The sequence below is a fragment of the Streptomyces sp. 4N509B genome (assembly GCF_052245655.1).
Taxonomy (GTDB): domain Bacteria; phylum Actinomycetota; class Actinomycetes; order Streptomycetales; family Streptomycetaceae; genus Streptomyces.
Genome location: NZ_JBQQBZ010000003.1, coordinates 191,447 through 207,239, shown reverse-complemented (window position 1 = coordinate 207,239; position 15,793 = coordinate 191,447). Strand labels below are relative to the sequence as shown.

Below are 15,793 nucleotides of genomic sequence, written 5' to 3'. Positions count from 1 at the left end.
CCGGAATGAGGAAAGAAACGTTCCTGATGGCAGGAGAGCGTGGGGCGCATGGATGAGAACACGCGCATCGCCACCCCCCGAGGCCCCGTCGCCTCCGACGTCGTCGCCTCGGGTGCCGCCCCGTCGGGTGCCGCCCCGTCGGGTGCCACCCCGTCGGGTGCCACCCCGTCGGGTGCCGCCGCTCCCGGAGTCGTCGGGCGGCGCTGGCTCGGACTGTTCGTCGTGCTCGCGGCGATGATCATGAACCTGCTCGACTCGACCGTCACCACCGTCGCGGGCCCTTCGATCCAGGAGGACCTCGGCGGCACGGAGTCGAGCCTCCAGTGGATCGCCGCCTCCTACACCCTCGCCCTCGCGGTCGGCCTGCTCCCCGGCGGCCGGCTCGGCGACAAGTTCGGCCGCCGCCGGATGCTGCTGCTGGGCGTCGCCGGCTTCCTCGCAGCCTCCGTCGCCTGCGCGCTCGCCTGGTCGCCCGGCGTCCTGATCGGCGCCCGCGTCGTCCAGGGACTCTTCGGCGCGCTGATGATCCCGCAGGCGTTCGGCCTGATCCGCGACCTGTTCCCGCCGCGCGAGATCGGCAAGGCGTTCGGCGCGCTCGGCCCCGTGATCGGCCTGTCGACGATCGCCGGCCCCGTGGTGGCCGGCCTGCTGGTCGACGCGGACGTCCTCGGCACCGGCTGGCGGATGGTCTTCGCGATCAACCTGCCGCTCGCCGCGTTCGTCCTGCTCGTCGGCCGGGCGGTGCTGCCGACGGCCGCCACGCGGCGGGCGATGCGGCTCGACGGGCTGGGCGCGCTGCTCGCGGGCGCCGGCATGTTCCTGCTGGTGTACCCGCTGGTGCAGGGGCGCGAGCTGGGCTGGCCGGCGTGGCTGCTGGCCGTGGCGGCGGGCTCGGTCGTCACGCTGACCCTCTTCGTCGTCCACCAGCTGCGGCGCCGCGCGGCCGGGGAGACGCCGCTGGTGGAGCTGAGTGTCTTCACCCGCCGCTCGTACACCTCGGGTGTCGGCTTCGTCGTCGTGTTCTTCGGCTCGATCGTCGGCTTCTCCCTCACCACGGGGCTGCTCTTCCAGATGGGGCTGGGCCACGGGCCGCTGCGCGCGAGCCTGATGATGGCGCCGTGGGCGGTGGGCGCGTTCCTCGGCTCGGGCTTCGGCGCGACGATGATGGGGCGGCTCGGGCGGCGGATCCTGCACCTGGGGCTCGCGCTGATGGCGGTCGGGCTGGCGTGGGTCTGGCAGGTGCTCCGCGGCGCGGAGGGCCTCGGCGGCTGGGACCTGGTGTTGCCGCTGCTGGTCTACGGTTTCGGCATGGGCATGATCTTCGTGCCGCTCTTCGACATCGTCATGGGCGAGATCCGCGACCACGAGGTCGGGTCGGCCTCCGGGCTGCTGGAGTCGTTCCAGCAGTTGGGCGCGAGCCTGGGCGTGGCCGTGCTGGGCACGGTCTTCTTCACCACGGCCGGCGACGGGGCGGTGGTCGGGGACTTCCTCACGGCGAGTGAGCGGGTCACGCTCGTGACGCTCGCCCTGACGGTGGCGGCGTTCGGCCTCGGCTTCCTGCTGCCGCGCCGGGCCCGCGAGACGGCGCCGCCGTCCGGGGCGGAGGAGACGGCCGGGCTGTCCGGCGCGACCGAGCGGGACGAGCAGCCGGCACTCGTCTGAAGGGCCGCCCCGCCAACCGGCCGTCGACACGAAATGGCTTTGCGTTGGCGAGCCCGGTCGGATAGGAAGCCCGCATGCTCAGCGGCAGCAAGGTCGGGCTCAGGGCCCGGCACGAGGACGACATCCCGATCCTGCGGACCGAGCTCTACGACGACGTGGTCAACGCCTCGCGGTCCGAGAGCCGGCCGTGGCAGCCGATCACGCCCGGCTCGAAGGACCCGCGGCTGGTGGTGGACGACACGCAGCAGGGCCGCGTCCAGTTCTCCGTGGTGGAACTGGACGGCGGCACGCTGATCGGCACGGCCGTCCTGTGGGGCATCGACGACCACAACCGGACCGCGCACATCGGCCTCGGGCTCCTCCCGTCCTGCCGCGGCAAGGGCTACGGCACCGACGTGGTCGCGGTGCTGTGCCACTACGGCTTCGTCGTGCGCGGCCTCCAGCGGCTCCAGATCGAGACGCTGGCGGACAACACCGCGATGCTGCGCTCCGCCGAGCGCAACGGCTTCGTTCGCGAAGGCACACTGCGCTCCTCGGTCTGGGTGATGGGCGAGTTCCTGGACGAGGCGCTGCTGGGGCTCCTCGCCCACGAGTGGAAGCGGAAGAAGACGGCGTAGGGGCCGGCCGCCCCAGCCCTGCCCCGTCCCGGCCTCGCCCCGTCCCGGCCCCGTCCCGGCCCCGTCCCGGCCCCGCCCGGCCGGGGCGGGGCGGGGCGGGGGCGTACGCCCCGCGTGCGACGATGGGCGGCATGAGCGACAGCGGGCACGGTTTCACGATCCGTCCGGCGGAACCGGAGGACATGACCACGGTCGCCGAGATCTACGCCCACTACGTCACCCGCACCGTGGCCACCTTCGAGGAGACGCCCCCCACCGCCGCCGAGTGGCGGAGCAAGCTGGCGGACCTCTCGGCCCGGCGGCTGCCGTTCCTCGTGGCCGAGACCACGACGACCCCCCGCGAGCTCGCCGGGTACGCCTACGTGGGGCCGTGGCGCCCCAAGCCCGCGTACCGCCACACCGTCGAGGACTCCATCTACGTCTCCCCCGACCACACCGGCCGTGGCCTCGGCCGCGCCCTGCTCGACCCGCTGCTGCGCGCCACCGCCGAGGCCGGGGCGCGGCGGGTGATCGCCGTCATCGCCGAGCCGAGCGACGGCTCCTCCGTCGCGCTCCACCGCCGTTTCGGCTTCACGGAGGTCGGGCGGCTGAAGGGCGTCGGCCACAAGCACGGGCGGTGGCTCGACACCCTGCTGATGCAACGCGACCTCGCCGAGGACACCGAGCCGGGAAACCCGCGTGACGCGGCAGGCGCGGCAGGCGCGGCAGGCGGGGCAAGCACGGCAGCGGTGACGGCCTGAGGGTCCGCGCGCCGGCCCGGCCGTGCCGGCGGCTCCGGCGCGTCGTTACGGTGAGACCGTGAAGGACCGACCCGCGGACATCGACGACGCCGCGCTGGTGGAGGCGTTGCGCGGCGGCTGGGGCCTGACCGTGCCCGAGGGCGGGCTGCGCTACGCGCCCGTCGGCTTCGGCGACCACCACTGGCAGGCCGTCGACGCGGCGGGGACGCGGTGGTTCGTCACCGTCGCCGCGCGCCGCGACGGGCTGCTCCGGGCGCTGGGGGTCGCGGCCTGGCTGGCGGACGAGGCGGGGCTGGACTTCGTCGTCGCCCCGGTGCCCACGCGGGACGGCGCCCCGTTGAGGCCGCTGGGCGAGCGGCACAGCGTCGCCCTCTATCCGTTCGTCGAGGGGGAGCCGGGCGAGTTCGGCGACGTCGTGACGGCGCCGCGCCGCGCCGAGTTGGTCGCCCTCCTCGCCGAACTCCACCACACGACACGCCGCCTGCCGGGCGGCGGCCCGGGCGGGCGCGCGCCGGGCCCGCTCGTGCCGGTGCTGGACCCGCCGGTGCTGGACCCGGCCGTGCTGGCCGGACGGCCCGCGCTGACGGCGGCGCTGGCCGCGCTCGACCGGCCGTGGTCGGGCGGCCCGTACGCGGAACCGGCGCGCGCACTCCTGGCCCGCCACGGGACGGCGGCGCTGCACGGCGCCCTCGCCCGGTTCGACGCCCTGGCGGCGCGGGTGGCCGCCGAGGGCGGCGCGCCGGTGCTCACCCACGGCGAGCCACACCCGGGCAACGTGCTGCGCGTCCCCGGCCGCCGCCCGCTGCTGATCGACTGGGACACCGTCGCCCTCGCCCCGCCGGAACGCGACCTGTGGCTGCTCGCCCCCGAGGGCGGCGACGCCGAACGCGCGGTGCGGCAGGCGTACGAGGCGGCGACCGGTCGTGCCGTGTACGGCCCCGCCCTCGACCTCCACCGCCTGCGCTGGGACCTCGTCGACATCGCCGAGTTCCTCGACGTCCTCCGCTCCCCGCACCGCGCGTCCGCCGACACCGAGCTCGCGTTCACGGGCCTCGCCGCCGCCCTCGGCCGGGTCGTCGCGGGAGCTGCCGGGGCGCGCGAGACCACCCGAACTCAGCTTCCGCGCCGCAGTTCTGGGGAACGAGGCGGGCACTAACTCCCCCGGGGAGCGGACGGATTCGACGGTCCTGACACCGTTTCACGTGGAACATCGCAAGGATCCGGGCGTTCCGCCGACGGGCGTCCTGCCCGGGACCCCGGGGTGGTGCCGCCCGCCCCGGCCGTACGGGGGATGGGCAGGGCGGGCGGCGTCCCCGCGCGGCTGGCCGGGAGGCGTTCGGCCGGGCGGGGGTTTGTGGTGCCCACCCCGGGATGTGGGTGTGAATCAGCTGTCCCGGGGTGGGCGGGGGGTCCCTCACCGCGGTGCGGCACCCCAGCGAAGGGGCGGACCGGGGCGGGAGCGGCACGGGGGCGCCTCTTCCTTGGCCGCTCGGGGCTGGTCCGGTCGGGGGACATTGCCCGGCCACCCCGCCAGGGGGCGGCCGGGATTCTTCTACGACGGCGGTCTTCGGCCGGCCTCTTCCTCTCCGGCCGGGTTCGACCGCTGCTGCTGGTGCTCGTCGGCGGGTGTGAGGTCGTCGAGGTTGAAGCGCCACTCCCAGCCGGAGCCGTCGAGGCGTCGGACGTGCGCCTCTGTCCACAGCAGCTTCTCGCGGCCCAGGACGTCGTAGTGCAGGTGCTGCATGACCAGCCCCAGCCGGCCCGTCCGCCCACTTGCCGGATGGACGACCCGCCGCCCGACCCACGGATGCGCCACGTCCCGCAACACCTCCTTCCCCCCGCCGCCGAGATCCCCGATCACCGAACCGCCCTCACCGTCGGCCGGTAGGTGACCTCACCACGCCACCCGGCCGGCTGCTCGTCGGCCGGCACGATCCCGAACGCGTTCACGCACCCGCCACAGGCGTGGCGGGACCAGCCAGGCCCGGAGTTCGTCTCGACGAACCCGACCACGACCAGCTCCCCGAGCACCGCCTGGCACCAGCCGCAGAACGGCACCATCCCGGTCACCGCCCCGACTCCGGCCGTGGCCCGCAGAGGGCGGCGACGGCCGCCGTGAGGGCGTCGTGCAACATCTCGGGGTCGGTCAGGCCGTCCCATCCCGGCTCCGGCTGGATCAGCCATTCGACCCACCGCGCGTGGCCCGTATCGAGCGGCGGCATCCCCACGTAACAGGCGACGCCGTACACGGACACCGACCGCAGGCACCAGCCGTCCGCCGAGCCCACCGGCACGAGCCAGAACAGCACACCGTCACGCCGGTCATCGATCACCGGCCCCGACCGGCCCGCCAACGACCGTAAGGCGAGCGTGCCGACCCGATGGCAGACGCGCACAGCGTCGAAGTGCACGCCACACGGGGTGGCCCGCACACCGACGCCAGCCGGCGGCAGCCAGTCGGGCAGCGGCAGCGTTACGGGCTGAATGGCAGGCGGTGCGGGGTGCTCAGGCATCGGTCGGCCCTCACGGTCATGGAGATCCGGTGACGACAACGATGACCCTGATGCCCCTGCGGAACTGTCACGCCTTGGTGACAGCGGGTGCTACAAGCCGACCCACGTAGCCATGCGTGACAGAGCATCTGGAGAGCGGCGACGCAGGTACAGCAGACCTTTGACCGTCTCGCGTGCGCGGGGATGGAATCGGGTCTGTTGCGGAGCCAGCTTGCGGGCTGTCAGCAGGGACGTGAGGGCCGCGTCCGTTCGGCCCGTCTCCATCTCCGCCCGAGCCTTGTCCACGAGGTGCCCAGCCCTGCGCGATGCCGCCCAACCCTGCGGGGGCCGTACCGTCTTGGCCACCTCGTAGGCGTCTTCGAACTGCCGCAGTTCGAGCCTGGCGAAGACGGTGTGCGTCGCCACGTTCGTCGGGCCGAAGCTCAGCCAGTGCACGCTCCCGACCTCGCCGGTCTCGCCTGCGATCTGCCATGCCTGCGTGAGGTGCTGGTCCACCCCGTGCGCGTCATCGGCACGCGCGGAGATCACTGCGGCGCCGAGATGTAGCTGTCCCGCCACGGCTCGCGCTTCAACGCTCGTCGTGTCCGCGACCAGGCGATGCCCCTCGGCCACCATGGCCAGGCCGATGTGGTGCTGCGCGTCCCGGTCGCGATACGACAGGGCACGCTTGTAGTGGCGGATCGCCCCCAGCACGGGGTCCCCGGCCCGGTTGGCTGCCCAGCCCATGCGGTCAAGGGCCAGGAGTGCGAGGTGGCTGTGTCCCAGCTTTGTCGCCACGTCATGGGCCGACCTGCAGGTGGAGGCGAGAGCCTTCCACCGCTCGCCTGTCGGCCGCTCCCGGCACGTCACGATGAGTTCAGCGATCAGGCTGGGCAGGGCTGCACCGGCCTGCGCGAGGCGCCCGGCGCGCACGTCCCGACACACGTTGTCGGCTGCCTCGCTCAACTCGTGAGCTGTGCTCGTCGGCCGAAAGTCAACCGGGAGGTCGTAGGTGTCCAGGGCCTCACGAATGGGCCGGACAAGCGCCGCGACACGGTCGGGCCGCAGAGTGGTCACGGAGGATCCCGTCAGAGCTGTGATGGGGACGCCGAGCGCGCGCGAGACGGCTGCAACCAGCTGAGGCGTGGCTCGCTTGTGCCCCGCTTCGACATGCCGGAGCAGGCTGTAGCTGTAGGGGAGCAGCTGGGCCAGACCATGCTGCGTCAGCCCTCGGCGCTTTCGGTGCGACGCGATCCGCGCACCGATGTGCTCATCGTCAAGGTCGGGCATACCGGTCTCCGTTCCGAGCGGACATCCGGAACGTACCGCGTCCCGTCCCCGACCCAAACCGGGGCGGTGGTGTGTGGTGGACTGTCCCTGTGGCTCGTGTTCTCTACCTGCTGGCGTGCGCGGCGCCCCCGGTGCAGCACATCGACAGGCCCATCCGCCTCGCCCAGGAGCGAGGGTGGGATGTGTGTCTGGGGATGACGCCGACGGCAGCGGAATGGACCGAGCAGCGGCTCCCGGAGCTGGCCAGGCTGACGGGTCATCCCGTGCGAGTCGCCCACCGCACGCCCGGCAAGGGCCTCGACTGGCCGCCAGCGGACGTGACCATCGTGGCGCCGGCAACCTTGAACACGATCAACGCCGCCGCTCTCGGGCTCACTCCGACCTGGGTGACAGCCTTCGTCTGCGAAGCGGTGGGGAAGCGCTGGCCCGTGGTGCTCCTACCGTGCGTCAACTCCGCGTTCGCCACGCATCCGCAGTTCGGGCGGTCGGTGGATGTGTTGCGCGCCGCCGGGGTGCGCGTGCTCCTTGGGCCAGGAGGATTCGAGCCCAACCCGCCAGGACAGGGCAAGCCGGAGGAGTTCCCCTGGCACCTCGCGATCGACACGGCCTGAGGACGTGCCGACGGCCCCGACGCCGAGGACTTCCTGTCCACGGCCGGGATGCCACGGCGCATATCCCAGAAGGTATGGGACGGCCAGCGAGCGCGCGGCTACGGCCGGCACGGCCGACGTGGTGGCCTACGCGGAGCGCACCGGAGTTTCGGTGCGGGTCCTGTGGTCCGAGGGAGCCACGCACGACTGAGCGGCCCCAACCACAGGGGGAGGGGACGCGGCAGGGGTGCGTGGGGTACCGCACCGTACCGGCGCACGACTGGCCGATCCACTGCCGCCAACCACCACTCCCGTCCCTGCATGCTGGTTTTCCTGGAGCAGCGGAGCACCCTCGCAGCCGCGTCCACCGGCCCCGGCACCACCACCATGAGTACTACAGTCCCAGGCCATGGAGCAGCGAGTCACCGTCGTCACGGGCGGCAGTCGGGGTATCGGGGCGGCGATCGCCGAGCGGCTCGGACGCGAGGGCCACCGGGTCGCCGTCGGCTACGCGCGGGACGAGACGGCGGCGGAGGCCGTCGCGACGGACGTCAGGACGGCCGGCGGCGAGGCCGTCACCGTGCGGGTCGACGTCAGCGTCGAGTCCGAGGTGGAGCGGCTGTTCGACGTCGCGCGCGAGCGGCTCGGCCCCGTGACGGGCCTGGTGAACAACGCCGGGATCACGGGGCCGCTGGGCCGCTTCGACGAGACCGCGCCCGAGGTGATGCGCCGCGTCGTGGACGTCAACGTGACGGGCGTGCTGCTGTGCGCCCGCCGCGCGGTGCGGGAGATGTCCACCCGCCACGGCGGCGGTGGCGGCGCGATCGTGAACATCTCCTCGGGCGCCGCCACCCTCGGCAGCCCCGGCGAGTTCGTGCACTACGCGGCGAGCAAGGCGGCCGTGGACGCGGTGACCGTCGGGCTGTCGAAGGAACTCGGCGCCGAGGGCGTCCGCGTCAACTCCGTCCAGCCCGGCTCGGTCACCACGGAGATGCACGCCACCATGGGTGACCCGGACCGCGCCTGGCGGCTGGCCAGAAGCAGCATCCCGATGGGCCGACCGGGCGCGCCCGAGGAGATCGCGAGCGCCGTAGCCTGGCTGCTGTCCGACGAGGCGTCCTACGTCACCGGGGCGGTGCTGCGCGTCGCCGGCGGACGCTAGTCCTCGGCCTCTCCGCGAGTTCCTGGTCCTTCCACGAGTTCTTGGTCCTTCCACCGACGGCACGGGGGCGCAGACATGGGCACCACGGGTCCACTGCTCGACGGGGATCCCGTTCGGATCGGGCGATACCGGCTCGTCGGCCGCCTCGGCGCCGGGGGCATGGGCCGCGTCTACCTGGCGCGTTCGCCGGGCGGGCGCGCCGTCGCCGTGAAGGTGGTGCACGCGGAGCACGCCGAGGAGCCGGAGTTCCGTCGCCGTTTCGCCCGCGAGGTCGCCGCGGCCCGCCGCGTCAGCGGGGCGTTCACGGCGAGCGTCATCGACGCCGACCCCGAGGGCTCCGACGGCTCCCCGCCGTGGCTCGCGACGGTCTACGTGCCGGGCCCCTCGCTCGCCGAGGCCGTCGCCGCGCACGGGCCGTGGCCGGCGCAGTCGGTGCTCGCCCTCGGCGCGGGACTCGTCGAGGGCCTGGACTCGATCCACGCCGCCGGGCTGGTCCACCGGGACCTCAAGCCGTCCAACGTGCTGCTGGCACCGGACGGCCCACGCGTGATCGACTTCGGGATCTCGGTGGAGACCGGCGCCAGCGCGTTGACCCGCACGGGCGCCGTGGTCGGCACGCCCGGGTACATGTCGCCCGAGCAGCTGACGGGCGGCACGGTGGGCCCGGCGAGCGACGTGTTCTCGCTGGCGTCGGTGCTCGTCTTCGCCGCCACCGGCACGGGGCCGTTCGGCACCGGGCACGGGCACGCGCTGAGCTTCCGCGTGGTGTACGAGTCGCCGGAGCTGGCGGGGCTGCCGCCCGAGCTGCGGGCGGTCGTGGAGCCGTGCCTGACGAAGGATCCGGAGCGGCGGCCCTCGGTCGCGTCGCTGCTGGAGCAGCTGGGCGAGGCCGCGCACCCGGGCGAGGCCGCGCCGCTCGGCGCGGGGAGCGCCTGGCTGCCCGAGCCGGTGGCCAGGGCGGTCGACGCTCCGACGGCGAACGCGAGCCGGGGGGTGCCGGAAGGGGCGCCGGGCGGGGCGACCGCGGGCGCCGTTCCCGACGGCGCCGCGTGGGAGGAGACGCGCCGGGACACGCCGCACGACGTTCCCACCGCAACGGCCACCGCCATGGCCACCGCCACCGCCCCCCGGCCCTCCGACGACCCGCCCTCCGACGCCCCCACGCCCACCGCGACCCGCGCCCGGCGCGCCGGCGTCCCCCGGCGACGCGCCCTGACCGGCCTGCTGACGCTGGCCGGCGGCGCCGCCACGGCCGGACTCGCCGGCTGGTACCTCGTCGGCCGCGACGGCGACGAGAACGGCGGCGGCACGCGGGACTCCTCCGGCTCCCGGTCGGAACCGGGCACGAAGCTGTGGGAGTTCACCGCCGCCGAGCCCATCAGCCGGGAACTCGTCGCCGGCCCCGGCGCCGTCTACGCCGCCGCGGAGAACGGCTTCCTCCACGCGATCGCGACGGGCACGGACACAGGCGCGGGCACGGGCACGGACACCGCCGAGGAGCTGTGGCGCTTCGACTCCGAGGGCGAGATCAGCTTCGCGATATCGGGCGCGGCGCAACGAGGCGTCAGCGGCGGTGCGTACGCCAACGACCTGGTGTACGTCGGCGGCGTGTCCCTCCACGCGGTGGCGGCCGCCACCGGCTCCGAGGTGTGGCGGTACCCCACCGACAACGACTCCATCTCGTGGTTCGCGGCCACGCCCGCGGCCGGCGACGGCGCCCTGTACGCCGTCGACCAGGAGACCGGCCTGCTCCACGCGCTCGAAGCCGTCTCGGGAGAGAGGCGGTGGATCTTCCACACCAACGGCACCGTCGACCACGGCCCGGCCGTCGCGGGCGGCACCGTCTGCGTCGGCACCTCCGGTCTGCTGTACGGGGTCGACGTGTACACCGGAGGGGAGAAGTGGCGCTACGAGGTGGACGGCGGCGTCTCGGGCGTGCCGGAGGCCGTCGACCGCACCGTCTACGTGCCTGGCGGTGAGGGGCTGTACGCGCTCGACGCCGTCACGGGCGCGGAGCGCTGGCGCGCCGCCCCGCTCGACGGCGGCTCCCCCTTCCGTTCCCCCCTCGTCGCGGGGGACGCGGTGTTCTGCACCCACGGCGACGGCCGGCTCTACGCGATCGACGCCACGACCGGCGACCGGCGGTGGCAGATCGACCTCGGCACGGACGACGCCCTGCCCGGGGAGGACGTCTCCACGAACCTGGCGGCGGTGGGCGACGCCGTCTGCGTCGCCGTGAGGGGCCGGGTGCTCGCGGTGGACGTGGCGACGGGCGGCGAGCTGTGGTCCTCGGCGGAGCTGTTCCCGGCCGGGCCCGGAAGCTCCCTCGTGGCCCCCCTTCGGCCGGAGTCGGGCGGCGCCGTCGTGTTCGTCGCCGCCGGGCAGACCGTCCACGCGATCCGGGCGTGAGCACGGCCCCCTCCCACGGACCTCCCCGCGGCCCCCGCCGCCCCCCACCGCGACTCGTCCGCCGCCGCTCAGCCCTCGCCGCCGCCGTTGAGTCCACCGTTGAGTCCGCCGTTGGCCCCGCCGCCGGCGGCGCCGTCCCCACCGAGTGGCGCCATCACGTGCGTGCTGTGCTGCCGGTAGATCATCGAGCTGCGGAAGGTCACGACCTCGCGGCGGGTGCTGATCCGGTCCATCAGGAAGTCGTGCAGCCGCTCGATGTTCGGCGCGGCCACGTGCGCCACGACGTCGTCGTCGCCCGAGACGACGAACACGGAGACGACCTCCGGCTGCCGCGACAGGTACGCCTCGAAGCCGCTGATCACCTCCCGGCTCAGCGGGCGCAGCCGCACGAAGACGAGCGCCTGGAGCGAACGGCCGACGGCGCGCGGCTCCACCGCCGCGTGGTAGCCGGTGATCACGCCGCGCGAACGGAGGCCGCGGACCCGTTCGAGACAGGTGGAGGGGGCGATGCCGACGAGGCGGGCCAGCTCGCGGTTGGTGAGCCGTGCATCACGCTGGAGATGCCCGAGGATCGCCGAATCAATGTCGTCCATGGTCGCCATTCTCCCGCCTCGACCGAACATCGTTCGGAGGTATCACCGAGAGGCCGTACCAGGAGCTACGTTAACGGGCATGACGAGCCCCGTGACCTCCGCCGTCGACCACTACGACCGACTGCTGGCGGAGCACTACACGTGGATGCTCGGCGGTGACCTGGCCGCCCTCGCGGAGCGGCAGCGCGCCTTCCTCGCCGACCTCGGCCTGGAGCCGGGCGGCGCCGGCACGCTCGCCGTCGACCTGGGGTGCGGCCCCGGCCACTCCAGCCTCGCCCTGGCCAGCCTCGGCTTCGACCCGGTCCTCGCCGTCGACCTCAGCCAACCGCTCCTCGACGAGCTGGCCGCCTGCGCCGACCCGGCCGTCGTCCGGCCCGTGCGGACGGACCTGCGCACCGCGTTGCGCGAACTGCTCCGGCCTGGCACGGCCGGCACGGTCGTCTGTCTCGGTGACACGCTGACGCACCTGCCGACCAGGGCCGACGTGGCGGCGCTGCTGCGGGACGTCGCCGAGGCGCTCGCGCTCGGCGGCACGGCCGTGCTCTCCTACCGCGACCTGACCGTCCCCCTCACGGGCACCGACCGCTTCCTCCCGGTCCGCGCCACCGAGGACCGGATCATGACGTGCTTCCTCGAATACCCGGGGGACTACGACGACTACACCGTCGTCGTCCACGACCTCGTCCACACCCGGCGCGGCCCCGGCGAGGACTGGACGCTGCGCGCCGGCAGCTACCGCAAGCTGCGCCTGGCCCACGGCTGGGTCCTCGACCAGTGCCGGACCGCCGGGCTGCGGGTCACCGGTGACCACACCGGGCCCGGCGCCGGCATGCGCACCGTCGTCCTCGAACGCGCGGCCTGAGGGCGCGGGCCCGAGCCCGGGGCTACGCCTCCTCCAACGCGTCGGGCTCGGCGTCGGGATCGGCGTCGGGATCGGGTTCGGGTTCGGGTTCGGACCCGGGGGCCCGCCGCTCCGGCCCGCGCCGCGCGTCCTGCGGCTCCTCCTCGTCCCCGTCCGGCTGGTCCCCGTCCGGCTGGTCCGCGTCCGGCTGGTCCGCGTCCGGCTGGTCCGCGTCCGGCTCGTCGACCTCGGGCTCGCCCCGCGCCGCGCGGCGCGGGTAGGCGAAGACGATCGTGGTCGTGGTCCCCTGCCGGGTGAGGAGGCCGAACGCCTCCTGCCCCTCGGGGGTCGCGTCGAGGGCGTTCTGGAAGGCCGCGGGCGTCGCGTAGCGGCTGTCGGGGTCGCGCGCGGTGACGCGGCGGATGACCGCCTGGAGTTCGGGGGAGACGCCCGGCCCGCCGACGCCGGCCCGCGCGAGGGGGCCGCTGACGACGTCGCCCTCCAGCCGCCGCATCTGGAGTTCCGCGAGGGGAAGGCTCCCGCCGGGCAGCTCGCCGGTGAGGCAGTGGACCATCAGCAGCCCGAGGGCGTACAGGTCGCCGCGGACGTCGGCGCGACCGCCCGCGAGCCGTTCGGGCGCCATGTACGCGGGCGTGCCCACCAGCTCGCCCGGGTCCTGCGACTGGTCGTGTGACTGGTCGTGCGGGCGGTCGGTCGAACGGTCGGCCGAGGCGTCGTGTGGGCCGTCCAGCGGTCCGTCGGGCGACGGCGGGCCGGAGTGCGCCGCCGCGCCGCGGACCGGGGTCTCCCCGGTGACGCGGAGCGCCAGCCCGAGGTTGGCGATGACCGCGCCACGGACCGGGTGGAGCACGATGTTGCTGGGTTTGATGTCGATCCTGACCAGCCCGATGCCGGCGAGGTACTTCAGCGCCTCGCTGACCTGCCGGGCGACGAGCACGGTCCGCCCGGCGGTGAGGGACCCGGCCTCCTCCAGGGCGGCGTCGAGGGACGGGCCCTCGACCAGCTCCTGGATGATGGCCGGCTCCGACGACGCGGAGCCGGGCCCCGGGTTGAGGATCGCGTCGAGCGTGCGCACGACGTTGGGGTGGTGCACCTGGAGGGAGAGCTGTGCCTCGCGGCGGAACCAGTCCAGCGCCTGCGCGTCGACCCGCCGGCCGACGTGCATCATCTTCACGGCGATCGGCTGGCCGGTCAGCAGGTCGCGGCCCTGGTACACGGCCGCCATGCCGCCCTGGCCGACCAGCCGCCACAGCGCGTAGCGGTTGGCCAGGATCGCCAACGGCGGGTCGGGCTCGGCGGCCGGGTCCGACCCGGGCCCGGAGGCCGCGACGGGCACGGGCGGCTCTGACGGCCCCGACGGCCCCGACGGAACGGGCGACCCCGGCACGGGCGCTCCCGGCACGAGCGGCAGCGGCGGGACGGCGAGCGCCAGGACGGACGTGTAGGGGTACGACACGTCAGGGGTCCGGGTGGACGGGCCGGACACCCCCGCCCCCGCGGGCCGGCGCGGCCCGGGGATCGTGGCCGACGGATCGGGCAGGGTGCCCGGGTCACCGCCGTGTACGTCGCGCTGTCCGGTGCCCGCCCCGGCGCCCGTGCCCGCCCCCGTGCCCCCGCCCGCCGTCGTGTCGGGGACGCCGGTCCCGGTCCCGGCCCCGACCCCGGCCCCGACCCCGACCGGCGGGCGCGCGACCCCGGCGCGCCGGAGGCGCAGCCGCACCAGGTGGCGGCGGTACTCGTCGGTCAGCCGGTACAGGGGCAGCTCGCTCTCCTGGGAGGAGCCGCCGTAGAGCGTGGCGTTGGCCACTCCGCGCTCGCTCGCGACCTCCAGCACCTTCGCCTCCGCCAGGTGCCGCAGCACGACGTCGACGCCCGGGGCGCCCACTCCGAAGGCGCGCTCCACGTGCTGGGCCACGTCCGTGACGGCGAACGGCCTGCCCTCGCTGCGTAACGCCCACTCGACGATGTGGTGCCCGCTCATCCGCCAGCGGTCGGTGTCGATCGGGGTCGGCGCCAGCCGGGCCGGGTCGCCCGCCTCGACCGCGTCCTGCGTGATGGCCTCCATGTGCGCGAAGAAGTCGACGCGCTCCCACTCCGTCCCGTCGATCCGCAGGCAGGGCACCTCGGGACCCGTGGCCGCCGGCTCCCAGCAGACCATGGCGTTGAACTCCTGGAGCAGCCGCCGCGGTATGCCCTTGGCCCGGAAGCGCAGGTAGCGGGTGAGCAGGTTCAACTTGACGCTGTCCAGCCGCGCCTCGGGGGTGTCCTGGGCCGCCGCCTCGCCCACCTGCCGGGCGAGCGCGTCGACCAGCCGCTGGGGCGCGTCCCACAGGCAGGGCACGTAGGCGTGCCAGCTGAAGACGCTCTCGTAGACGCCGGTGCCGCGCTCGGTCTGGTCGAGGGCCTGGTCGTGGAGGTCGGTGCCGGCGACGAGGACGAAGTGGGCGCCGCGCGTGGTCAGCACCCCCTTGAGTCTGCGGAGGAGGCCCTCCAACTCCTCGATGGCGGCGGATCGGCCGTCGGTCAGTTTGTCGATCTCGTCCAGCACGATGACCGGATGGACCCGCAGCCGGCCGCCCGCCCTCCGGTCCCGGCGCCGCCCGCGCCCGCGCCCGCGCCGCCGGGCCCGGCCGGTGGCCCCGGGCGGGCTCGCCCCGGCGGCGGCCGGGCCTGGCTCCTCGTCGGGTGTGCCGTTGAGCAGCTGGATGATCCGCACGAGGTCGTGCTCGACGTCGGTCTCCGAGTAGGCGAGGAACGCGGCCTCCGTCGCGCGGGCCTTCGACCTGAGGCCGGTGACGCCGAGGGGGAGCACGGCGAGCGGGCCCTGCTGGGCGCCGAGGCCGATGGTGCGGGTCCGCTCGCTGGTCTCGGACTGGGTCTGGGTGAAGGAGAGCGAGGTGCGGATGTACGCGGTCTCCAGCGACTCCCGCACGTCCGGCGGCAGGCGTGGCAGCAGCTGCTGGTCGTGGAGGGTCTCGAAGACGCGCCGGACGATGACGAAGAGGAGCTGGTCGGCCGTCATGGAGCGCGCCATGTTGATGTGGGCCACGAGCAGCACGCCGCCCTCGCCGTCCCAGGCGCGTGCCGTCCGGGCCAGCGCGCGGTGGACGAGGGTGGACTTGCCGACGCCCTGGAAGCCCGTCACCAGGAAGGTGCCGCCCCGGGAGTGGAGGAGGCGCTCGCTCAGGGCCTGGGTCAGGTCCTCGTGGCCCAGCACGGGGATGACGCTCTCGTCGTGCGGGAGCGGCTCGTGGACGTACCGGAAGCGTCCTGGCAGTGGTAGGCGCAGCATGGTCCTCCCCGTTCCCCCGTGGAGCTGCTCTCGCCGCTGCCGGTCCGCTCGTGACCGGTCGGCTCCTTCCACTGTCGCCGAGGC

The 15,793-nt window shown here is 74.4% G+C and carries 14 protein-coding genes; 8 read left to right on the top strand and 6 right to left on the bottom strand.

Features of this window, described 5'->3' with window-relative positions; translation table 11 throughout:
* Positions 1-48: 48 nt before the first annotated feature.
* From ACTWP5_RS05290 to ACTWP5_RS05275, 4 genes are all read left to right on the top strand, one after another.
* Positions 49-1,662, top strand: coding sequence for an MFS transporter (locus ACTWP5_RS05290; protein WP_443219542.1), 1,614 nt, complete (start codon positions 49-51; stop codon positions 1,660-1,662).
* Positions 1,663-1,736: 74 nt separating this feature from the next.
* On the top strand, positions 1,737-2,279 hold the full coding sequence (locus ACTWP5_RS05285) for a GNAT family N-acetyltransferase (protein WP_443219541.1): 543 nt from the start codon (positions 1,737-1,739) through the stop codon (positions 2,277-2,279).
* Between the two features lie 131 nt (positions 2,280-2,410).
* Positions 2,411-3,019, top strand: a complete 609-nt coding sequence (locus tag ACTWP5_RS05280) for a GNAT family N-acetyltransferase (protein ID WP_443219540.1) — start codon at positions 2,411-2,413, stop codon at positions 3,017-3,019.
* A 58-nt stretch (positions 3,020-3,077) separates the two neighbouring features.
* Positions 3,078-4,175 (top strand): phosphotransferase, encoded by a 1,098-nt coding sequence (locus ACTWP5_RS05275; RefSeq protein WP_443219539.1) that lies wholly within the window; start codon positions 3,078-3,080, stop codon positions 4,173-4,175.
* Positions 4,176-4,571: 396 nt separating this feature from the next.
* Here the strand turns inward: ACTWP5_RS05275 and ACTWP5_RS05270 are convergent, their stop codons facing one another.
* From ACTWP5_RS05270 to ACTWP5_RS05255, 4 genes are all read right to left on the bottom strand, one after another.
* Positions 4,572-4,835, bottom strand: a complete 264-nt coding sequence (locus ACTWP5_RS05270) for a hypothetical protein (RefSeq protein ID WP_443219538.1) — start codon at positions 4,833-4,835, stop codon at positions 4,572-4,574.
* A 41-nt stretch (positions 4,836-4,876) separates the two neighbouring features.
* Positions 4,877-5,089, bottom strand: coding sequence for a hypothetical protein (locus tag ACTWP5_RS05265; protein WP_443219537.1), 213 nt, complete (start codon positions 5,087-5,089; stop codon positions 4,877-4,879).
* The gene (locus tag ACTWP5_RS05260) at positions 5,086-5,430 is read right to left on the bottom strand and encodes a hypothetical protein (RefSeq protein WP_443219536.1); all 345 of its coding nucleotides are present in this window, start codon (positions 5,428-5,430) and stop codon (positions 5,086-5,088) included. The genes ACTWP5_RS05265 and ACTWP5_RS05260 overlap by 4 nt, the downstream gene beginning before the upstream one ends.
* Before the next feature lie 192 nt (positions 5,431-5,622).
* The gene (locus ACTWP5_RS05255; RefSeq protein WP_443219535.1) at positions 5,623-6,801 is read right to left on the bottom strand and encodes a helix-turn-helix domain-containing protein; all 1,179 of its coding nucleotides are present in this window, start codon (positions 6,799-6,801) and stop codon (positions 5,623-5,625) included.
* Between the two features lie 89 nt (positions 6,802-6,890).
* Here ACTWP5_RS05255 and ACTWP5_RS05250 point away from each other — a divergent pair, with 89 nt between their 5' ends.
* From ACTWP5_RS05250 to ACTWP5_RS05240, 3 genes are all read left to right on the top strand, one after another.
* Entirely contained in the window at positions 6,891-7,412 is a 522-nt protein-coding gene (locus ACTWP5_RS05250) for a flavoprotein (RefSeq protein WP_443219534.1), read from the top strand.
* A gap of 388 nt (positions 7,413-7,800) precedes the next feature.
* Positions 7,801-8,553, top strand: a complete 753-nt coding sequence (locus ACTWP5_RS05245; protein WP_443219533.1) for a glucose 1-dehydrogenase — start codon at positions 7,801-7,803, stop codon at positions 8,551-8,553.
* Between the two features lie 75 nt (positions 8,554-8,628).
* Entirely contained in the window at positions 8,629-10,962 is a 2,334-nt protein-coding gene (locus tag ACTWP5_RS05240) for an outer membrane protein assembly factor BamB family protein (protein WP_443219532.1), read from the top strand.
* Positions 10,963-11,030: 68 nt separating this feature from the next.
* Here ACTWP5_RS05240 and ACTWP5_RS05235 read toward each other — a convergent pair whose 3' ends face one another.
* Positions 11,031-11,555 (bottom strand): Lrp/AsnC family transcriptional regulator, encoded by a 525-nt coding sequence (locus ACTWP5_RS05235; protein ID WP_443219531.1) that lies wholly within the window; start codon positions 11,553-11,555, stop codon positions 11,031-11,033.
* Positions 11,556-11,634: 79 nt separating this feature from the next.
* Between ACTWP5_RS05235 and ACTWP5_RS05230 the strand changes: the two genes are divergently transcribed.
* Complete coding sequence (locus ACTWP5_RS05230; RefSeq protein ID WP_443219530.1) at positions 11,635-12,417, top strand: class I SAM-dependent methyltransferase; 783 nt, start codon at positions 11,635-11,637, stop codon at positions 12,415-12,417.
* 22 nt (positions 12,418-12,439) lie between these two features.
* Here the strand turns inward: ACTWP5_RS05230 and ACTWP5_RS05225 are convergent, their stop codons facing one another.
* Positions 12,440-15,709, bottom strand: coding sequence for a protein kinase domain-containing protein (locus ACTWP5_RS05225; protein WP_443219529.1), 3,270 nt, complete (start codon positions 15,707-15,709; stop codon positions 12,440-12,442).
* Positions 15,710-15,793 lie beyond the last annotated feature (84 nt).